This window comes from Streptomyces sp. NBC_00354, from assembly GCF_036106915.1.
GTDB lineage: Bacteria > Actinomycetota > Actinomycetes > Streptomycetales > Streptomycetaceae > Streptomyces.
Map to the genome: position 1 here is coordinate 4,021,104 of NZ_CP107983.1, position 20,105 is coordinate 4,041,208.

At 72.6% G+C, this 20,105-nt stretch carries 19 protein-coding genes; 11 read left to right on the plus strand and 8 right to left on the minus strand.

The features are described 5' to 3' along the window. Window positions 1–4: 4 nt before the first annotated feature. Window positions 5–349 (minus strand): YbaB/EbfC family nucleoid-associated protein, encoded by a 345-nt coding sequence (locus tag OHT74_RS18115; protein ID WP_266665434.1) that lies wholly within the window; start codon window positions 347–349, stop codon window positions 5–7. 255 nt (window positions 350–604) lie between these two features. On the opposite strand from OHT74_RS18115, the gene OHT74_RS18120 reads away from it, so the two are divergent. Further along, complete coding sequence (locus tag OHT74_RS18120; protein WP_266665436.1) at window positions 605–1,369, plus strand: SLATT domain-containing protein; 765 nt, start codon at window positions 605–607, stop codon at window positions 1,367–1,369. Window positions 1,370–1,585: 216 nt separating this feature from the next. Here the strand turns inward: OHT74_RS18120 and OHT74_RS18125 are convergent, their stop codons facing one another. The 4 genes from OHT74_RS18125 to OHT74_RS18140 form a co-directional block, all read right to left on the minus strand. Then, a complete protein-coding gene (locus tag OHT74_RS18125) occupies window positions 1,586–2,236 on the minus strand; it encodes a hypothetical protein (protein ID WP_133897356.1) in 651 nt (216 codons plus the stop codon). A 153-nt stretch (window positions 2,237–2,389) separates the two neighbouring features. Continuing rightward, window positions 2,390–4,918 (minus strand): glycosyltransferase, encoded by a 2,529-nt coding sequence (locus tag OHT74_RS18130; RefSeq protein WP_328620763.1) that lies wholly within the window; start codon window positions 4,916–4,918, stop codon window positions 2,390–2,392. After that, on the minus strand, window positions 4,915–5,595 hold the full coding sequence (locus tag OHT74_RS18135) for a GntR family transcriptional regulator (RefSeq protein ID WP_266665442.1): 681 nt from the start codon (window positions 5,593–5,595) through the stop codon (window positions 4,915–4,917). The genes OHT74_RS18130 and OHT74_RS18135 overlap by 4 nt, the downstream gene beginning before the upstream one ends. A 108-nt stretch (window positions 5,596–5,703) precedes the next feature. After that, a complete protein-coding gene (locus tag OHT74_RS18140; RefSeq protein WP_266665444.1) occupies window positions 5,704–7,086 on the minus strand; it encodes an aspartate aminotransferase family protein in 1,383 nt (460 codons plus the stop codon). Between the two features lie 189 nt (window positions 7,087–7,275). On the opposite strand from OHT74_RS18140, the gene OHT74_RS18145 reads away from it, so the two are divergent. The 3 genes from OHT74_RS18145 (at window position 7,276) to OHT74_RS18155 (ending at window position 8,876) form a co-directional block, all read left to right on the plus strand. Beyond that, window positions 7,276–7,905, plus strand: a complete 630-nt coding sequence (locus OHT74_RS18145) for a DJ-1/PfpI family protein (protein ID WP_266665446.1) — start codon at window positions 7,276–7,278, stop codon at window positions 7,903–7,905. Next, window positions 7,898–8,374 (plus strand): MarR family winged helix-turn-helix transcriptional regulator, encoded by a 477-nt coding sequence (locus tag OHT74_RS18150; protein WP_266665447.1) that lies wholly within the window; start codon window positions 7,898–7,900, stop codon window positions 8,372–8,374. Before OHT74_RS18145 ends, OHT74_RS18150 begins: the two co-directional genes overlap by 8 nt. Window positions 8,375–8,474: 100 nt before the next feature. Further along, the gene (locus OHT74_RS18155) at window positions 8,475–8,876 is read left to right on the plus strand and encodes a nuclear transport factor 2 family protein (RefSeq protein WP_328620764.1); all 402 of its coding nucleotides are present in this window, start codon (window positions 8,475–8,477) and stop codon (window positions 8,874–8,876) included. Window positions 8,877–8,915: 39 nt separating this feature from the next. On the opposite strand, the gene OHT74_RS18160 is transcribed toward OHT74_RS18155, so the two are convergent. Next, complete coding sequence (locus tag OHT74_RS18160) at window positions 8,916–9,431, minus strand: HIT family protein (protein ID WP_328620765.1); 516 nt, start codon at window positions 9,429–9,431, stop codon at window positions 8,916–8,918. Between the two features lie 230 nt (window positions 9,432–9,661). Between OHT74_RS18160 and OHT74_RS18165 the strand changes: the two genes are divergently transcribed. The 7 genes from OHT74_RS18165 to OHT74_RS18195 all read left to right on the plus strand — a co-directional run bounded on the left by OHT74_RS18165 (window position 9,662) and on the right by OHT74_RS18195 (window position 17,246). Further along, on the plus strand, window positions 9,662–10,675 hold the full coding sequence (locus tag OHT74_RS18165; RefSeq protein WP_266665452.1) for an alpha/beta hydrolase: 1,014 nt from the start codon (window positions 9,662–9,664) through the stop codon (window positions 10,673–10,675). Next, on the plus strand, window positions 10,668–11,879 hold the full coding sequence (locus OHT74_RS18170) for an acyltransferase family protein (RefSeq protein ID WP_328620766.1): 1,212 nt from the start codon (window positions 10,668–10,670) through the stop codon (window positions 11,877–11,879). Before OHT74_RS18165 ends, OHT74_RS18170 begins: the two co-directional genes overlap by 8 nt. Before the next feature lie 10 nt (window positions 11,880–11,889). Then, window positions 11,890–13,191 (plus strand): sensor histidine kinase, encoded by a 1,302-nt coding sequence (locus OHT74_RS18175; RefSeq protein ID WP_328620767.1) that lies wholly within the window; start codon window positions 11,890–11,892, stop codon window positions 13,189–13,191. Beyond that, window positions 13,188–13,868, plus strand: coding sequence for a response regulator (locus OHT74_RS18180; protein WP_266996099.1), 681 nt, complete (start codon window positions 13,188–13,190; stop codon window positions 13,866–13,868). The genes OHT74_RS18175 and OHT74_RS18180 overlap by 4 nt, the downstream gene beginning before the upstream one ends. 87 nt (window positions 13,869–13,955) lie before the next feature. Then, the gene (locus OHT74_RS18185) at window positions 13,956–15,317 is read left to right on the plus strand and encodes a sensor histidine kinase (RefSeq protein WP_328620768.1); all 1,362 of its coding nucleotides are present in this window, start codon (window positions 13,956–13,958) and stop codon (window positions 15,315–15,317) included. Further along, window positions 15,314–15,973, plus strand: a complete 660-nt coding sequence (locus tag OHT74_RS18190; RefSeq protein WP_266665461.1) for a response regulator — start codon at window positions 15,314–15,316, stop codon at window positions 15,971–15,973. The genes OHT74_RS18185 and OHT74_RS18190 overlap by 4 nt, the downstream gene beginning before the upstream one ends. A 76-nt stretch (window positions 15,974–16,049) precedes the next feature. Continuing rightward, window positions 16,050–17,246, plus strand: coding sequence for a cytochrome P450 (locus OHT74_RS18195; protein WP_266665463.1), 1,197 nt, complete (start codon window positions 16,050–16,052; stop codon window positions 17,244–17,246). Window positions 17,247–17,450: 204 nt separating this feature from the next. On the opposite strand, the gene OHT74_RS18200 is transcribed toward OHT74_RS18195, so the two are convergent. Together OHT74_RS18200 and OHT74_RS18205 are read right to left on the minus strand one after the other, a co-directional pair. After that, the gene (locus OHT74_RS18200; protein WP_328620769.1) at window positions 17,451–19,025 is read right to left on the minus strand and encodes an ABC transporter permease; all 1,575 of its coding nucleotides are present in this window, start codon (window positions 19,023–19,025) and stop codon (window positions 17,451–17,453) included. Further along, window positions 19,022–20,038: an ABC transporter ATP-binding protein gene (locus tag OHT74_RS18205; RefSeq protein WP_328620770.1), complete on the minus strand. Its 1,017-nt coding sequence runs from the start codon at window positions 20,036–20,038 to the stop codon at window positions 19,022–19,024. Before OHT74_RS18205 ends, OHT74_RS18200 begins: the two co-directional genes overlap by 4 nt. Window positions 20,039–20,105 lie beyond the last annotated feature (67 nt).

A 20,105-nucleotide genomic window follows, 5' to 3' on the forward strand; every position in this document is an offset into this window, starting at 1 on the left:
GGAATCAGAACGGGAGACCGGGGATGCCGCTGCCGCCGCCCAGGCCCTGGGCCAGCGGGCCCAGCTTCTCCTGCTGCAGCGCCTGGGCGTTCTCGTTGGCCGCCTGGACCGCCGCGACGACCAGGTCGGCGAGGGTTTCGGTGTCCGCCGGGTCCACGGCCTTCGGGTCGATCACCAGTGCACGCAGTTCACCGGAGCCGGTGACGGTCGCCCTCACCAGGCCGCCGCCGGCCTGACCCTCGACCTCGGCCTGCGCAAGCGCTTCCTGCGCCGCGGCGAGGTCCTGCTGCATCTTCTGGGCCTGCTGGAGCAGCTGCTGCATGTTGGGCTGGCCACCACCGGGAATCACAGGTCACTCACTCCGTAGCATCGGGACGCTTGGTCAATCCGAGCCTACGTGCTCACCGCGCCACGCGCCCTACGCCGTGAGGACCAACTCTTTCGAGTGAGAGACGGGGCATGCGCGTACCTGATGGAGACCTCCTTGCGGGCGGAAAACCGGGGATTCGTCGCCCATCGACCGCCATTCGAAGGTAGGAAGAGCATGCGCATCATTGCGCACACGCGCACCACCACACGTCAGCGCAGGCAGAGGGAGTGCCGGGTGAGCCAGCCGGAGATGCAGCCCGAGGGGCCACCCCGGGATCCCCGGGAACCCCGGGACTCCCGGGAGGAGGGCAGCGGACCGATGGCGGGGGGCGATCTGACCGGCGGGCCGTTCCCCCTCGGGGACTGGGGCGAGCCGGCCGAGCGGCTGGACGAGCTCTACCGGCGGGTCGAGGCCGATGCGCTGCGCACCGCGGAGTGGTATCTGTCCGACCGGGCCTGGAAGCGCCGGGGCGCGCGGATCCTGCGGGTCGGCGCGGCGGTGGGGGCGGTCGCGGGTGCCTCGATGCCGCTGCTGGAGCTCACGGGAGGCGCCACGGGCGCGATGCCGTACGGCTACCTGTCGCTGCTGCTGGCCGCGGCCTGCCTGGCCTGCGACCGCTTCTTCGGCCTGACGTCGGGCTGGATGCGGGACGTGGCGACGGCGCAGGCGGTCCAGCGCCGCCTCCAGACGCTCCAGTTCGACTGGGCCTCGGAGAACGTACGGGAGGTCCTGGGCCCCACGGAGGGCACGGCGAGCGAGGCGGCGGAGCGCTGCCTCACCGTCCTGCGGCGCTTCTCGGAGGACGTGACGGAGCTGGTGCGGTCCGAGACCGCGGAGTGGATGGTGGAGTTCTCCTCGGGCCCGGCGCCGCTGGTGATGCAGTCGCTCGGCGCCCCGTCGTCCCGGGCCGATGCAGGCCTCCCCCCGGCCCGCTTCCCCCTCCCTCCGGGCACCCGCCCGAACATGCCCCGCCAGCGCCCCCCGGAACAACCCCGCTGACCCGGACCCACCGGCGCCCGGCAATTCCGGCCCCGCGGCGTTTGCGGCGCCGCTGTCGGGGGCCGGCCCCCGACAGCGGCGCCGCAGCCGGACGCGGGGTTCGGGGGAGGGCCTCGGGATACGGAGAAAGGGCGGGGCGGGGAGAGGCTCCGCGCAGCGGAAACCGTGCCCCCGCCCCGGCGGCCCCCGCGGAAAGGGGCGGCGGCAGCGGTCGGCTCAGCTGAAGATGATCATCGATCCTTGGCCCAGGCTCCGCGTCGCAGCCGCATGCAGCCCCAGCCAGACATGCCGCTCCCGCGCGAACGGACTCTCGTCATAAGGAATCGGCCCCGCCGGCTCCTCCAACGACGTGGCCCGCCCCGGCGCCACCGGCGCCACCGGCGGATTCCCCGGGTCGATCCCGATCGCCGGCGCCACCACCATCAGCTCCCGCAGCAACCCCTGCGCCGATCCCAGCGGCCCGCCCCCGGCCAACAGCTCCTCGTTGGCCAGCGGAACCGCAAAGTCCACCGGCACGTACGCCCCGGCATGGTCGTAGTGCCACACCAGATGCGACTGCTGCGCCGTCGGCTCGAACATCTCCAGCAGCTGCTCGTAGTCCCCGCCCAGCTCGTCCACCGGCGTCACCGGCAGCCCGCAGATCTGCAGCAGGTACGCCCGCCGCAGGAAGTGCAGGGCGTCGTAGTCGAAGCCGGCGACGGGGGCCACGTCCCCGCTCAGGCCCGGCATGTACGCGAACACGGGCACGGACGGCAGCCCCGCCTCGCCCAGCGCCTTGTCGTACGAGGCGATCTCTTCCGCGAAGGGGTTGTCGGGGCTGTGGCACAGCACGTCGACAAGGGGGACCAGCCACAGGTCACAGGCCACGCGGGCTCCGATCAGTCGTTGTCGCCGATCCGGCCAGCGTAGTGCGCCGAACACCCTCCGCGAAGGGCTGCGCAGAACCTGTGGCGGAACCCTCGGCGAACCGGCGGCGGAACATGGGCCACAACCAGGCAGAACCCGCTCCGCAGCCGCCCGCTACACCCGCCCCGGACCCACCCTCCAGACCCATACGTCCTGCACCTTCTCCGGCTGCTGACCCAGCAGCTCGCTGATCATGCCCCGCAGCTCGGCCTCCCGGTCCGGGAACGGCAGCACGACCGCGCCCGCCTTCCAGAACTCCAGGTCCTGCCGGGCCTGCTCCCGCCACTGCGGGGTGATCTCCGGCGGCTGCGCCCCGTACCGGACGTCCCGCAGGACGTTCGAGAGGTGCCGCGGAGTGGCCCCGTAGATGCCGATCCGGTCGGGCCCCCACGGGCCGTTGAAGTAGCCGCCGGCCAGCCGGAAGCCGAAGTCCGCCTCGACCTGCCAGTGCAGCGCGTCCGCCTGGCCCGGGTCCGGCAGCGGTACCGGAACGAGCGCTTCGCCGTCCTTGACGTAGCCCTTCCACGCGCCCGAGGCGATGAACGCCGGCACCGGCGCCCGCTCCCGTACGGCCAGCGGCAGCGGCAGCACCGGGATCAGCGCGGCCGCCACCCCGAGCAGGCCGAGCGTGCGCAGCTCGCGCGTCCGGACCCGTACGATCCGGTCCAGCGCGAGCGCGAGCAGCACGCCCAGTACGGGGGCGCACACCATCGCCACGCGCCCCTCGATCACCGACTCGAACAGCGGCAGCTTCACCATCAGCCGCCAGGGCCCCGGCAGGACGACGTCCGTCCGCGGCACGGGCACCCACGGCCCGAGCGACAGCAGCAGCGCCACGGCGCCGGTGATCGCGAGCGCGCGGACGACCGTACGCCGCCACATCCACACGCACACGGCCACGCCGAAGGCCAGCAGGGGCCACCCGTAGAAGGCGTTCTGCTCCGTGGTGTTCAGCGAGAGCCGGCCCGCCGTCTCGGCATCGCCGAAGAGGGAGCGGGCGGCGTATTCGACCAGGGCGCGCGGGCTGTTCCCGGCGTTGTCCCCGTGCAGCACCGAGTGGTAGCTCTGCGGGCCGAAGAACTGCCAGTACAGCGGGAAGATCAGCAGCGGCACGCAGACGCCGGCGGCGATGACCAGGCCGAGGCCCAGCGGCCGCGCGGCCTCGAGGGCTCGCCGGCGGTCGACCAGCAGGTACGCCAGCGAGAAGACCAGCATGCCGAGTGCGGCGATGAGCAGCGGCTCCTCGCCGAGGAAGATCTGGTACGTCGCAAACAGGCCGAGCAGGACGCCGTCCCGGACCACGTTGCGACCCTCGCACAGGCGCAGGGCCCGGTCGATGATCAGCGGGATCATGAAGAGGACGACGAAGTTCGGGTGGCCGTTGGCGTGCGAGACCATCGGCGGCGCGAACGCGGCGAGCGCCCCGCCCGCGGCGGCGGCCCAGCGGCTGTGCACGAAGCGGCGGCGGATCAGCCAGTACCAGGTCCAGGCGCCGGCGGCCATGCCGAGCGTGAGGACCAGCGCGAAGGTGACGGTTTCCCCGAACAGCAGCGTGACCGGGATCAGCGGGACGGTCAGGCCGAGCATGGTCGCGTTGGCCATCAGGTTCACGCCGTCGGGCATGCCCTGGGCGGTGGTGAAGAGCGGATTGCGCAGGTGGGTGATGTTGTCGGTGGCGACGCCGACGAACCACTCCCACTGGTTCTGGTCCTGGAGCGCGTCCTTCAGGTAGCGGCCGTCGAGATCCGCCCACAGGCCGTGGAAAACGTAACCGGAGAGCACGAGGAAGACGGCGGCGACGGCGAGGCCGCCGGCGTTCAGCCGGAACAGCTCCGCGAGCGCGCGGCGCCGGTCGCCGGCGGTCCGGCGGGGCGTGGCCGCGGGCTCGGGCTCGGGCGTCGGCTGCGCAGTGCGGCGCACGGGTACCTCGGCCACGGGCCGGCCCTGGCGGCGCACCCAGCGCAGCACCTCGGCGTCGATGGCCGGGCCGTCGAGGACGGAGGCACCGAAGGCGGCGCGCGCCCGGTCCCCGTCGAAGAGCGCGAAGCCGCAGGTGTCGGAGCGGAAGCCGGGGATCCCGGGGATGCCCAGGGCTCGGACCAGGCGGTTTCCCGTCCGGCCGAGGGCGGCGGCCGCGGGCTCGCTGCCACTCCGGTTCTCCTGGCCCTCCTGGCTCTTCTGGCCCTCCTGGCCCTCATGTCTCTTCTGGCTCTTCCAGCCGAGGGCCTGCTCCAGCCGGTCCAGCTCGGCCAGGGGCGTCCTGAGCCCGGCGTCGGTCAGCAGCACCCGCTCCCCGGCGGAGGCCAGTACTCCGGCGCGCAGCGCGGCGCCCCTGCCGCGGTGGTGCTCGGAGCGGACCAGCCGGATGCGGGGCTCGTCGGCGGCCGCGGCCTCGACGACGGCAGCCGTGGCGTCGGCGGAGCCGTCGTCGGCGACGAGGAGCTCCCAGTCTCCGGGTCCGGTGCCGAGGCGGGCGTCCAGGTGCTCGCGGACGGCGTCGAGGGTCGCGCCGATCCGGTGCTCGTCGTCGTGGGCGGGGATGACGACGGAGAGCCCGACGGCGCCCAGCCAGGCCGGCGCGGCTTCGCTGCCGGTGTCGGTCGCGCCGGTGTCGGTCGCGCCGGTCGCTGCCCGGCCGGTCATGCGCCGACCGCCTTCAGGCCCGCGGCCCAGTCCAGCCCGTGCTGGTTGTACGCGTACACGAGGCTGCGTACCTCGTCGGCGTCGGCGCGGGTCACCGCGTCGACCAGTTCGTTGTGGCCGGACCACAGTCCGGTGTGGAGATCCGGCGCCGCCTTCAGGTGCGGTACGGCGAAGACCCAGCACTGCACCCGGATCCGGTGCAGGAATTCCGAGATGTACGTGTTGCCGACCAGCCCGCTCAGCTCCCTCCAGAAGCGCAGGTCGTAGCCGATCAGCACTTCGAGCGAGCCGCTCTGCGCGGCCCGGCACGCCTCCTCGGCACGACGGCGCACCGACACCAGCATTTCGCCGGAGCCGGGCGCGGTGCCGCGCTCGACGAGCCGCCGGAAGATCCCGTCCACGATGAGCGTACGGGCCTCGATCATCCCCCGGTAGTCGTCCACGGTGTAGACGCGCACGCGGAAGCCCCGGTGCTGTACCGATTCCAGCAGCCCTTGGGCCGCGAGGTCGACCAGTGCCTCGCGCACGGGGGTCGCGGAGACCTCGTACTGCTCGGCGATCTGCTTGACCGTGAACTCGGTGCCCGGTGGCAGGCGTCCCGCGAGCACCTCGTCACGCAGCGCGTCCGCGATCTGCTGGCGAAGTGTGTTGCGGGTGACAGCGCCGCTGCCTGACATAAGGGTCCGTCTCCTTAAGTGAACTTCGGACACCTTAGGCCAGGCAGCGCGGCTGAAACCGATCGAACGCGGACCGTTCGCGGACCGTTGTCGGTCAGCTGCCGCCGATCACGCGGACGTGGTGTGCCGGTCCGCGACCGTCAGCGCCTCGTCCAACAGGGCCAGGCCCTCCTTGGCTTCCGCCTCCGTGATGGTGCACGGCGGGACGACGTGCGTCCGGTTCATGTTCACGAAGGGCCACAGGCCGGAGGCCTTGCAGGCCGCCGCGAATTCGGCCATCGGCGCGTTGTCGGCACCGGCCGCGTTGTAGGGGACGAGCGGCTCGCGCGTCTCCTTGTCCCGTACGAGCTCCAGGGCCCAGAAGGCGCCCAGGCCGCGGACCTCGCCGACCGAGGGGTGCCGCTCGGCGATCTCGGCGAGCGCCGGGCCGATCACGTTCTCGCCGAGGTGGGCGGCGTGCTCGACGACGCCCTCCTCCTCCATGGCGTTGATCGTCGCCACGGCGGCCGCGCAGGCCAGGGGGTGGCCGGAGTACGTCAGGCCGCCGGGGTAGGGGCGCGTGGCGAACGTCTCGGCGATGGCGCCGGAGATGGCGACGCCGCCGAGCGGCACGTACCCGCTGTTCACGCCCTTGGCGAAGGTGATCAGGTCGGGGGTGACCCCCCAGTTCTGGGCGGCGAACCACTTGCCGGTCCGCCCGAAGCCGGACATGACCTCGTCGAGGATGAAGACGATGCCGTGGCGGTCGCAGAGCTCGCGTACGCCCGCGAGGTAGCCGGCCGGCGGGGTCATGATCCCGGCGGTGCCGGGCACGCTCTCCAGGATGATCGCGGCGATGGTCGCCGGCCCCTCGAAGGCGATGGTGTCGGCGAGGTGCGCGAGGGCTCGCTCGCACTCCTCGGCCTCGGTGGCGGCGTGGAACGCCGAGCGGTAGAGGAACGGGCCCCAGAAGTGCACGACCCCGGCGGCGGCCGTGTCGGAGGGCCAGCGGCGCGGGTCGCCGGTCAGGTTGATCGCGGCGGCGGTGGCCCCGTGGTACGAGCGGTACGTCGAGAGCACCTTCTGGCGGCCGGTGTGCAGCCGGGCCATCCGTACGGCGTTCTCGACGGCCTCGGCGCCGCCGTTGGTGAAGAACACCTTGTCCAGGTCGCCCGGGGTCCGCTCGGCGATGAGGCGTGCGGCCTCGGAGCGGACGTCGACGGCGAAGCCGGGGGCGAGGGTGCAGAGCCGCGCGGCCTGCTCCTGGATCGCGGCGACGACCTTGGGGTGCTGGTGGCCGATGTTGGTGTTCACCAGCTGGGAGGAGAAGTCGAGGAAGCGGTTGCCTTCGTAGTCCCAGAAGTACGACCCCTCGGCCCCGGCGACGGCGAGCGGGTCGATCAGGGCCTGGGCGGACCAGGAGTGGAAGACGTGGGCGCGGTCGGCGGCCTTGACGGCCGCGCCGTCGGCGCGGGAGGTGCCGAGGGCGTCGGAGGCGACGTGAGGGGTCATCCGGCCACGCTAGAAGTGCGCAGGTGGGAAGGGATATCGGCGGACTGTCTGCGGGTGGGGGCCGGGCCTCGGCAGTCTGTCTGCACGTGTCTGCACGGATGGCATTGATTGACAGCACATTGACAGCACACTGCCGTCATGACAGCCTACTGTCATACACCAGGAAGTGCAGATGGAGGAGGCGACGAGATGACCACTCCCACCACCAGGCCGGTCCACTTGGCGGTCTACGACACGTACGCGGACTGGGAGACCGGGCACACCACGGCACACCTGGCCCAGCGCGGCCACCAGGTCCGTACGGTCGGCTTCGCCGCCGGAGCGCCGGTCACCACCATGGGCGGCGTCCGCATCCAGCCCGACCTGGCCCTCGCGGACCTTTCCCCCGAGGATTCCTCGCTCCTCATCCTGACCGGCGCCTCGCTGTGGGACTCCGGCGACGACCTGGCCCCCTTCGCGGCGAAGGCGCGCGAGTTCCTGGCGGCCGGGGTCCCGGTCGCGGCGATCTGCGGGGCCACGGCAGGGCTCGCCCGGGAGGGCCTGCTCGACGCCCGCGCCCACACCAGCGCGGCCTCCTTCTACCTGGCGCAGCAGCCGGGCTACGCGGGCGCCGAGCGGTACGCCGAGGCCGACGCGGTGACGGACGGCGACCTGATCACGGCCGGCCCGACGGAACCGGTGGCCTTCGCCCGGGAGGTCTTCGCCCGGCTGGACGTCTACAAGCCGGATGTCCTGGACGCCTGGTACCGCCTGTTCCACGACTCGGACGCGAGCGCGTTCCCGGTCCTGATGGCGGCTGCGGAGCGCGGGGATGCCTGACTCCCCGCCGGAACCCCTGTCGGTACGGGCCCGGCAGGACCTGCTGAGCCGCACCGCGCTCGGGGTGTTCGGGCTGAACGGCCGGTTCCTCGCGCTCTCGGAGGAACTGGCCCGGCCGGCCGGGCTGACCGCGGCCTGGTGGCAGGTACTGGGCGCGGTGCTCCGGGAGCCCCTTCCGGTGGCGGGCATCGCCCGGGTCATGGGCATCACCCGGCAGAGCGTCCAGCGCATCGCGGACCTGCTGGCGGCCAAGGGTCTCGCGGAGTACGTCCCGAACCCGGCCCACCGGCGCGCGAAACTGCTCCGCCCGACGGAGGAGGGCCGCGCCGCGGTCGCCCGCATCACCCCGGCCCACGCCGCCCTGGCCGCCCGCCTGGCCGATGAACTGGGCGAGGCCGCCTTCGCGGAAACGGTCCAGGTCCTGGACCGCCTCACGAAGGCCGTGGACACGCTGCTGGCCGACGCGTGATGCGGGGCGGCGGACGGCCGCCGTACCGGATTATGTCGAGGTCAATAATCCTGCAGGCAAAGCTTGTTGCCCCCGTCGCCCCCACCGCACACTGCCCCCCATGGAGCCGCTGACCGTAATAACTCAACTGTGGGAGCGAATCGACGCCCGCGACTGGCCCGCCGTATCCCGTCTCATCGCCGAGGACGCAGTCATCGAATGGCCCGTCAGCGGCGAACGCATCGTCGGCCGGGACAATTTCATCGCCGTGAACAGCGACGAGGCCTACACCGACGAGAGATCCGTCAAACTCCTGCGCATCCTCGCGGACGGCGACCTCGTCGTCACCGAGGTGGAGATCCCCCAGGAGCACGTCGTCTACCGCGCCGTGTCGCTGTGGACCGTCCGGGACGGAGAGATCGTCGGCGCCCGCGAGTACTGGACCAGCCCCGGCCAGGACCCGGCCCCCCGCTGGCGCGCGGCCCTCGTCGAACCGCTCGCGGAGCCGCTGGTGGCGGACTGAGCCGCGTAGTCGCAGTACGTGCGGCGTACGGTCCGGGGCTCAGCTCTCGGCAAGCCGGTCCAGCTCCTCCCCGATGGCTACGCGCAGCGCGTCGTGCCGGTCCGCCAGCTCGTACCGGCTCCCCCTCCAGTACTCCTCCTGCTCGTAGCGCCACACCGGCATCCGGACCATGTCGGCGGGCTCCCACTCGTAGCGCGGCCAGATGTGGGCGTGGAGGTACGGGTCGGTGTTGCCCAGGATCTCGATGTTCACCCGGCGGAAGGCGGGGTCGAGCCGGCGGCAGGCCCGTTCGACGGCCTCGGCGAGGCGGTCCATGTCGGCGAGGTACGCCGTCCTGCGCGCCCGGGGCAGGTCCGAGAGCCGGGTCACCGACGGGTCGTCGGTCAGCAGCACCGCGTACCCGGGGAGGAACTGCCGGTCGCCGATCACGGCGAATCCCTGGTCGAGGCGGCGCAGGACGGTCGGGTTCTCGCCCCGATGTGCGCTGCCTATACGGTCGTTGCGCCAGTCGGCGGGGTGACTGGCGTTGTGGTTCCCGTTGTTGCCGTTGGTCATCCCGGGACCTTAGTCGACCGCCTGCGGGATACCTCCCGAAGGATGACCGCCCGCTGCTCCCGTGGCTCTCAGGTTTCCCCTGTCATACCTGAGAGCTATCCGAAAAGGCCGCTCCCCAGCGGGACGCCGACGATGCCCCTCAATTCCTAACTTCGGTACCAGAGAAGACGCGAGGTCAGCCCCTCGCGCGTTCAGCCCCTCTGGATCGAGCGAAGGAACAGGGACCCGACATGACCCGCCCCGCAGGACGCCTCGCAGGACGCACAGCAGGTCGCCCCGAAGGCGGCCGTGCCGGACGCCCCCGCGGCCGTCTGCGTCGCACCCTGCTGGCCGGCCTCGTCGCCGCGGCCGTCGTGCTCCCCGTGTCCGCCGCCGCCTCTCCCGATGTCCCCGCACCCGCGCCCGTCGCCTTCGCCGAACACACCGCGCTCCCGGACCGGTACGCCGGCAACCGCGCCAACCTCGCCGAGGCGGCCCGCATGGCGCAGGACGCCGGCCGCACGGGCCGCGCCGCGAAGCTGCGTGCCATGGAGGCCGACGGGACGGCCCGGTTCCTCGCCTTCGACGGCCGCCGCAAGGGGCGGGCCGTCGAGGTGATCGGCGATCTGGAGACCGCCGACCGGGTCGCCGTCCTGGTGCCCGGTTCCGACACCACGCTGGACACCTACCAGAGGTTCCGTGCCGGAGCGGTCGCCCTGCAGCAGCGCCTCCAGGCCGAGCACCCGCGCTCCGCCGTGGTCGCCTGGCTCGGGTACGACACCCCCGGCACGGTCAGCACGACCGTCCTGACCGCGGACCGGGCGGATGCGGCCGCCGCCGAACTGGGTCCCTTCCTCGACCGCTTGGGGCAGGCCGCCGCACCCGGCGCCCGGCTCTCGCTGCTGTGCCACTCGTACGGCTCGGTGGTCTGCGCCCGGACCGGCACCGGCCCCCAGGTCACCGACATCGCCCTCTTCGGCAGTCCGGGCACGGGCGCCGGATCCGCCGCCGAGCTGCCGACCGGCGCCCGGGTCTGGGCCGGGCGGGGCGGCGCCGACTGGATCGGCCATGTCCCCCATGTCCGCCTGGGCGGGGTCGGCTTCGGCACCGACCCCGTCGACCCCGCCTTCGGAGCCCGGCCCTTCGACGCCGGCTCCGGCGGGCACAGCGACTACCTCAAGCCCGGCACCGCGTCCCTCGACAGCCTGACCCGCATCGCCTTGGCCACCGCCGCCCCGACCACCCCGGAGGTGCCCCGTGCTTGAGCTCCGCGCCCGCTGGTCCGTCCTCGCGGACCGCATCGACGCCGGCACACCGCCCGACCGGGACCGGACCGTGGACGCGCTGCGGGCCTTCGCCATCCTCGGCGTGGTGCTGGGCCACTGGCTGGTGACCGCCCTGACCACCGCCGACGGCGGCCTGAGCACCACCAGTCCGCTGGCCCACCTGCCCTGGCTGGCGCCGGTGTCCTGGCTGTTCCAGACGCTGGCCGTGTTCTTCCTGGTCGGCGGCCATGTCGCCGCCCGCGGCCACGCCTCGGCGCGGGAGCGCGGGATCCCGTACGGGGCGTGGGTCGGGCAACGGCTGTCCCGGCTGTTCCGGCCGGTCGCCGCGGTGCTCGCCCTCTGGGCCGTCACTGCGGGCGGGATGCTGCTCGGCGGGGCCGAAGTGAGCACCGTCCAGACCCTGGTCAAGCTCGTCCTCTCCCCCCTCTGGTTCCTCCTCGTCTTCGCCGTGCTCACCGCCGCCACCCCGCTCGTGGCCCGGCTCAATCCACTGTGGCCGCTGGCGGTGGTGGCGGGCGTGGACGTGTGGCGGTTCGGCCTCGGCGGGCCCGAGTGGATCGGCTGGGTCAATGTGGCCGCAGGCTGGCTCGTCCCCTACACCCTGGGCGCCGCCTGGTCCCGCGGGGCGTTCGCCCGGCGGACCCCGGCCGCGCTGCTGGTGGCCGGGGGCGCGGCCGCCACCGCCGCGCTGGTGATGTGGGGCGGGTATCCGGCGTCCATGGTCGGCGTCCCCGGAGCCCCGATATCGAACCTGAACCCGCCGACCCTGGCCGCCGTCGCCTTCGGCCTGGCCCAGTGCGGGCTGGCCCTGCTGCTCCGCGGGCCGCTGGACCGTGCCATGCAGCGGCCCCGGGCCTGGGCGAAGGTGGCCCTGATGAACCTGTCCGCGATGACGATCTTCCTGTGGCACCAGACCGCGATGATGGCCGTCACCGCCCTCGGGCTGCTGGCCCCCGCCGATCTGCCCGGACTGCACACCGTGCCCGACTCCGCGCAGTGGATAGCCGCCCGGCTGCTGTGGCTGCCGGTGTTCGCCGCCGCGCTGGGCGTCTGCTGGGCCGCGTTCCGCACGTACGAGCAGACCAGGCGGCCGAAGCGGACCACCTCCTCCCGCCCGGTCACGGGCTCCCGGACGGTGCCCCGGTCCCGGGCAGCAGCCGAAGAGGTGATCAGCCATGCCTAGGCTGGGCGACGTGAACCAGCAGACCGAGCCGCCCGCCGCCGAGCACCGCACCTTCCTGCTGCACGGCCTGGCCCGGGAGCTGTTCACGCTGAAGCGGGATCCCCTCCCGAAGATGTCCCGGCCTCGCTGGCTGGCCTGGCTGCCGCATGTGGTCCTCACCTACGCGGCCATCCCCTGCGGGGTCCTGACGGGGATGCAGCTGAATGACCACTACGGGGTCCTCGGCGCGGCTGTGCTGGGGCTGTCGCTGCTGACGTCCGCGTCGGTCCTGCTCAGCATGGTCCGGCCGATCGCCGCATGGTGGCTCGGCCTCGTCACCGCGGCTCTGGTCGCCTGGGCCGTCCACGACCACGTCGGTCAGGGGCAGTCCTGGCCCTGGACGCCCTCCGGGCCGTTCACGTTCGCGCCCCTGATCCTGATGGTCGCGCTGCGGGTGCCGCCCCGGGTGACCGTCTGGGTCATCGGCATCACGCTCGCCCTGTCCGGACTGGCCGAGGCCGTGCTCAGGCCGCCGCAGAGCCAGACCGTCGTCGCGGGCGTGGCCATTCTCTTCGGGTTCGTTGGCATCCTCGGGTACGCCCTGCGGGCCACGCGCCTGGCCCGCGGCAAGCTCGTCGAGCAGGAGACGCTCACCGAGGAGGAGCGGGCCCAGCGCACCCTGCTGGAGGAGCGCAACCGGATCGCCCGCGAGCTGCACGACGTCGTCGCCCACCACATGTCGGTGATCTCCATCCAGGCGCAGGTCGCCCCGTACCTGGTGGAGAACCCCTCCGAGGAGCTCAGGGAAAACCTGGCCGGCATCAGGGAGAACGCCCTGGAGGCCCTGACGGAACTGCGCCGGGTGCTGGGCGTGCTGCGCTCCGAGCAGCCGGACGATCCGGCGAACCCGCACCATCCGCAGCCCACCCTGGCCGAACTGGACGGCCTCGTGGACAACGTGCGCAGTGCCGGGCTGGCCGTCACCACCGAGATCGCGGGCATCCGGCGGCCGCTCGCCCCGGGCGTCGAGCTCACCGCGTACCGGATCGTGCAGGAGGCGCTGAGCAACTGTCTGCGCCATGCCCCCGGTTCGCGGGTGGAGGTCGGCATCGCGTACGGGCCGCGCGAACTGCACCTGTGCATCGCCAACAGCGCCCCGACCCGGCCGGCGCCGCCCTCGCACGGCGCCGGGCACGGTCTGCTGGGGATGCGGGAGCGGGCGGGCATGCTGGGGGGCGAGCTCGCCGCCGGTCCACGCCCCGGCGGCGGGTACGAGGTGAGCGCCGTGCTCCCCATGGATCCCGAGACGAAGAAGGACGAAGAGGAAGCATGAGCACTCCGGCCGACCCGATCAGGGTGATGATCGCCGACGACCAGATGATGGTCCGGCAGGGCTTCACCGTCCTCCTCAACGCCCAGCCCGACATCGAGGTCGTCGGCCAGGCCGTGGACGGCGCCGACGCGGTGGCGAAGGTCGGCGAACTCGGCCCGGACGTGGTCCTGATGGACATCCGCATGCCCGGGATGGGCGGCATCGAGGCCACCTCCGTCATCACGGCCGCCCCGGACGCCACGGTCAAGGTGCTGGTGCTGACCACCTTCGACCTCGACGAGTACGTGTACGAGGCGCTGCGCGCGGGGGCTTCCGGCTTCCTCCTGAAGGACGCATCGGCCGACCAGCTCGCGGAGGCGGTCCGGGTGGTGGCGGCCGGCGAGGCGCTGCTCTCGCCGAACATCACCAAGCGGCTGATCACGGAGTTCTCCCGGATGGGGGCGCCGCGTGCGCCCTCGAAGGCGCGGATCGACGAGCTGACCGAGCGGGAGACCGAGGTGCTGTCGCTGATCGCCCAGGGCCTGTCCAACGCGGAGATCGCCGGGCACCTGGTCGTGGCCGAGCAGACCGTGAAGACCCATGTGGGGCGGATCCTGGTGAAACTGGGCCTGCGGGACCGCACCCAGGCCGCGGTGTTCGCGTACGAGACGGGGCTGATCCGTCCGACGGGCTACTGAGCAGCCCGGGTAGTACCTGAGAGGGAGGCCGGGATATCCCCTTCAGCGGCGACGCGGACGAGGGGGCGGCCGACCTACGGTGTGTGTATGACCGAGACGACCTCCCGGGCGACCCCCCGGACACCCGAGTTCCGGATGGCCTCCGGCCTGCTCCAGAGCCTGCGCCAGGATCTGATCACGGACGCCCTCGCGTACCGGCCGCTGTCGCCGATGCGCACCGACGGGCCGGTGACGCGGCGGCTGCCGGAGCGGATACGGCCGTCGTTGGCCCATCTGCCGCATGCGGTCGTGGGTTTCCTCGCGTTCTTCGTGGTGATGCTCACGTCCACCAGCACCGGCGAGTTCGTCGCACCGAGCAGCTCGCTCGTGATGGGGCTGATCGCTGCCACGCCGGTGCTGATGACCCTGGTGCGGCCCGTGGGGGCGTTCTGGGCGGCCGGGGCCGCCACCGGGGTGCTCGCGGTGGTCGGCTCCAACAACGACGTATGGCCCTGGTCGCCGGGTGCCTTCGCCTGCTACTTCGTCACGGTGACCATCGCGGCGATGCGGACCAGGCCCCGGGCGGCCGGCTGGATGTGGGTGATCACCCTGGGGATCGGGCTCGCGATACCGGTCGTGCTCGGCCGGGGGGAGCCCGTCGAAATCATGCCCATGGCCTTCCTCCTGGCGGTCTCCCTGCTGGTGGTCACGGTCCGCAACATCCGCCGGGAGGCGGAGCAGGAAGTCAGCGCGCAGCAGGAGGTGACGGCCGTCGAGCGGGACCGGCGGACGCTGCTGGAGGAGCGGACGACGATCGCGCGGGAGCTGCACGACGTGGTGGCCCACCACATGTCGGTGGTGGCGATCCAGGCGGAGGCCGCGCCGTACCGGGTGAAGAATCCGCCGCCGGAGCTGGAGGCGGCGTTCGTCACCATCCGGGAGAACGCGGTGGCGGCGCTGACGGAGCTGCGCCGGGTGCTGGGTGTGGTGCGCTCCGCGGACTACGAGGCGCCGGATGCCCCGCAGCCGACGCTGGCCTCGCTGGACGGGCTGCTGGCCAATGTGCGGGAGGCCGGGCTGAGCGTGGAGAAGACGGTCACGGGTGCGGTGCGGGAGCTGCCGCCGGGCGTCGAGCTGTCGGCGTACCGGATCATCCAGGAGGCGCTGAGCAACACGCTGCGCCATGCGCCGGGGGCGGCGGCCTCGGTCGAGGTGTCGTACGTGCTGGGCGGGTTGGGCATACGGGTCGTCAATGCGGCGGCGACCGGGGATGTGCGGCCCTCGGCGGGCGCCGGGCACGGGATCACCGGGATGCAGGAGCGGGTGGCCATGCTGGAGGGGGAGATGACGGCCGGGGCGACCGCGGCGGGCGGGTACGAGGTGGCGGTGTTCATACCGGTGCGCGGACGGCAGAACGGGGCGCAGGAGTCGGCGCAGGAGTCAGGGCAGGAATCGGGGGAGCCGGCATGACGATCAGGGTCCTCATCGTCGACGACCAGATGATGGTCCGGGAGGGCTTCTCCGTCCTGCTGAACGCGATGGACGGCATCGAGGTGGTCGGCGAGGCGGTGGACGGCCGCGAAGCCATCGCCCAAGTGGCGGCGCTGCGGCCGGACGTGGTGCTGATGGACATCCGGATGCCGGTGATGAACGGGCTGGAGGCGACACGGGAGATCGTCGCCTCCGACACGGACGCGAAGGTGCTGGTCCTGACGACCTTCGACCTCGACGAGTACGTGTACCAGGCCCTGCGGGCCGGGGCCTCCGGGTTCCTGCTCAAGGACGCCTCGGCGCGGCAGCTGGCCGACGGGGTGCGGGTGGTGGCGTCCGGTGAGGCGCTGCTGGCGCCCACGGTCACCAAGCGGCTGATCCTGGAGTTCTCGAAGCTCTCGACCCCGCCGAAGGTCGCGGATCCGGCCGGGGTCGGGGAGCTGACGGAGCGGGAGACGGAGGTGCTGGTGCTGATCGCGCAGGGGCTGTCCAACGCGGAGATAGCGGACCGGCTCATCGTCGCGGAGTCCACGATCAAGACGCATGTGAGCCGGATCCTGGTGAAGCTGGGCCTGCGCGACCGCACTCAGGCCGCGGTCTTCGCCTACGAGACCCGTCTGGTGACGCCGGCGTGAGCAACAGCAGCATGACGGCGTGGGCAACATGACGACGAGTCACACCTTGTACGGGGCGACGTCCTAGGCTTCTGGGATGGGCTTTGATCCGTGGGATGCCGCGTTTGTCGCCGATCCGTACCCCGCCTACCGGGAGCTGCGCGAGCAGGGCCGTGCCCTGTGGTTCGAGGCCACCGGGCAGTGGCTGGTGCCGCACCACGCCGATGTGAGCGCGCTGCTGCGCGACCGCCGGCTGGGCCGGACCTACCTGCACCGGTTCTCGCACGAGGAGTTCGGGCGTGAAGCCCCGCCCCCGGAGCACGAGCCCTTCCACGTCCTCAACGGGAACGGCCTGCTGGACCTGGAGGATCCCGCCCACGCACGCGTGCGGCGGCTGGTGTCCAAGGCGTTCACCCCGCGGACCGTGGAGCAGCTCGCCCCCGCCGTGGACCGGCTCGCCCGGGAGCTGGTCGGGCAGCTCCTCGCCGACGGGGGCGGGGACCTGCTGACCGTCGTCGCCGAGCCCCTGCCCGTGGCGGTGATCGCCGAGCTGCTCGGGGTGCCGGAGGCGGACCGGGCGCTGCTGCGGCCCTGGTCGGCGGACATCTGCGGGATGTTCGAGCTCCGGCCGGACGAGGAGACCGCGCAGCGGGCGGTACGGGCGAGCGTGGAGTTCAGCGCCTATCTGCGCGAGCTGATCGCGGAGCGGCGCAAGGAGCCCGGCGAGGATTTGATCTCCGGTCTGATCGCCGCCCACGATGAGGAGGGCCGGCTCAGCGAGCAGGAGATGATCTCCACCTGTGTGCTCCTGCTGAACGCCGGCCACGAGGCCACCGTGAACACCACCGTCAACGGCTGGTGGACCCTTTTCCGGCACCCCGAGCAGCGCGCCTCGCTCGATTCCGAAAAGTTGTCCACAGCTGTGGATGAACTCATGCGCTACGACACTCCCCTGCAGATGTTCGAGCGCTGGGTGCTGGACGACATCCGGATCGGCGACACGGTCGTCCCCCGCGGAGCCGAGGTCGCGCTGCTCTTCGGGTCCGCGAACCGGGATCCTGCCCGGTTCGACGACCCCGACGCCCTGGACCTCGTACGGGCCGACAATCCGCATCTGAGCTTCGGGGCCGGGATCCACTACTGCCTGGGCGCTCCGCTCGCCCGGCGCGAGCTGACCGCCTCGTTCGGGGCCCTGCTGGCAGACGGCGTCCCGCCCCTGAAGCTCGTACGGGAGCCTCGGTGGCGGGACGGGTACGTCATCCGCGGTCTGGAAGAACTCCTCGTGGAGTTCTGACGGAGCCCTGGGTCCTGTCGTCAAAGTGGCGCCGGTCAGGCCCGTGGCGTCCGGCGCCGTGCATCGCAAGGCGGAGGGGCGCCCGCGTACCGGACGTACTCGGGCGCCCCGACAACGCGGCGAGGTGCGGTGCGGTGCCTGGGGGTACCTCCCAGCGGTAGCTGGGGGAGCGTCGCGGGCCAGGCGCCACTTCGACGACAGGGCCTAGGCGGCCAGGTCGCGGCGGCGCAGTGCCGTCAGGCCGGCCGCCAGCAGGGCCGCCGCCAGCGCGGTCAGCACCAGCAACGGGGCCCAGGCCAGGGCCTCCGCGCCCGGCAGCTTGGGCAGGTGGGCGAACGGCGAGAGGTTCAGGACGGCCTGCGGGAGGTTCAGCGCCGGGCCGATCCAGCCCAGCGTCAGCGCGGCCCCGGCCACCGCCCAGGCGGCCACCGCGTACTTCGGCGCGGCGCCGTGCAGGAGGGCCGCGAGGGCGCCGATCACCCACACCGCCGGGAGCTGGGCGAGCGTCGCGCCCACCGCCGCCCCGACGCCCCGGCCGTGCCCGATGCCGAGCCCCAGCCCTGCCAGCAGCAGGATCAGCGCCGAGCCGCCGAACGCCACGGCCAGGTGGCCGCCGGCCCACCGCAGCCGGCCGACCGCATTCGCGAGCAGCGGTTCGGCGCGCTGCCCCGACTCCTCACCGCTCAGCCGCAGTACCGCCGAGACGATGTACAGGGCGGCGACCATGCCGAGCATCCCGGCCATCGTCGCGAGGAAGGCATCGGCGATACCGCTCTGCCCGCCCATCCGCTCGATGATCTCGCGGGTCCGGTCGTTGTCGCCGACCAGCTGCGTGGCCCCGTCCGTCATCCCGCCGAAGACCACCCCGGCCGCCAGGAACCCGAGGCTCCAGCCGATCAGGCTGCCCCGCTGGAGCCGCCAGGCCAGCGCCCCCGCGCTGCCCAGCCGACCCTCCGCCGGGCCCGGCCGGGCCGGCAGGAAGCTCATGCCGAGGTCACGGCGGCCGGCCAGCGCGTACGCCGCCGCCACCTGCACCGCCACGGCCGCCGCGAACAGGCCGAGCACCCACCAGCGTTCGGCCGCGAAGGCCCGTACGTGCTCCAGCCAGCCCAGCGGCGACACCCAGGTCAGCGCGCTCGAACCCCCGGCGCTCCCGGCGTCCCCGGCGGCGCGCAGCACGAACGCCGCGCCGATCAGTGCACCTGTGAGCCCCTTGGCGAGCCGCGCGCTCTCGGTGAGCTGCGCGGCGATGGCGGCCAGGCCCGCGAACAGCATCCCGGTCGCGCCGATGCCCAGCCCGAGGGCGAGTGCACCGCCCGCACCGCGCCCGGCGAGTCCGCCCGTCACCAGGAGCGCGGCCAGCGCATTGGCCGTCAGGGCCGCCAGCAGCGCGGCCGTCAACGGGGCCCGCCGCCCCACCATCGCGGCGGAGAGCAGCTCCTGACGACCCGTCTCCTCCTCCTCGCGGGTGTGCCGGACCACGACGACCAGGCTCATGATCCCGGCGAGCACCCCGGCGAAGATCCCACCGCGCCATGCCGTCAGGGCGCCGATCGAGTCGCCGAAGACCGGGCCGTACAGGGCGCGCAGCGAGCCGTTGGTGTTCATCGTGCCGATCAGGCGGGCCCGTTCGGCGGCCGTCCCGTACACCGACTCGAGCGAGGCGGGCAGGCTGAGCACCGCCATCGCCACGACCATGATCCAGACGGGCATCATCACGCGGTCGCGGCGGAGCGCGAGCCGCAGCAGCGTTCCGGTGCCGGCCAGTTGGTTCCTCATCGCGACACGCCCGCCTTCGCGTTCCCGTTCCCGTTCCGGTTCCGGTTCCCGCTCCCGTTCCCGTTCCCGTTCCCGTTCGCGTCGTCCGCGTAGTGCCGCAGGAAGAGCTCCTCGAGCGTGGGCGGGGTCGAGGTCAGCGACCGCACACCGGACTCGGCGAGCGAGCGCAGCACGGCGTCCAGCTTGTCCGTGTCGGCCTGGAGGCGGACCTTGAGCCCCTGCACCTCCACGTCGTACACGCCCGGCAGGTGCGCGATGCCGTTCGGCGGGCCGGCGAGCTCGGCGCTGATCGACGTACGGGTCAGGTGCCGCAGATCGGCGAGCGTGCCCGTCTCCACCGTGCGGCCCTTGCGGATGATGCTGACCCGGTCGCAGAGGGCCTCGACCTCGCTGAGCACGTGCGAGCTGAGCAGGACGGTCCGGCCGGCGGCGCGCGCCTCGGCGACACAGGCCTGGAAGACCTCCTCCATCAGCGGGTCCAGCCCGGAGGTGGGCTCGTCGAGGATGAGCAGCTCGGCCTCGGAGGCGAAGGCGGCGACGAGCGCGACCTTCTGCCGGTTGCCCTTGGAGTACGTACGCCCCTTCTTGGTGGGGTCCAGCTCGAACCGCTCGACGAGCTCGGCGCGCCGGGCCCGGTCCAGGCCGCCCGCCCGTCGCCCGCCGCCACCCTGCCCGACGCGCTCCGCGCGGCCGCCTTGACGGAGCCGCCCGTAGAGGTCGATGACCTCGCCGCCGGAGAGGTTGCGCCACAGGGTGACGTCGCCGGGGACGTAGGCGACGCGCCGGTGCAGTTCCACCGCGTCGGCCCAGGGGTCGCCGCCGAGCAGCTCGGCGGTTCCGGAGTCGGCGCGCAGCAGGCCCAGCAGGACCCGGATGGTGGTGGACTTGCCGGCGCCGTTGGGGCCGAGGAAGCCGTGGACCTCGCCGGTGGCGACGGAGAGGTCGAGTCCGTCCAGTGCGTGGGTGCGGCCGAACGCCTTGTGCAGTCCGGCGACACTGATTGCCTTCGTCATGATTCTGAACGTACGCTACTTTCACAAATTTGTGAAGCTCGGAAAACGTATAAAGTCGGGAGGGTGG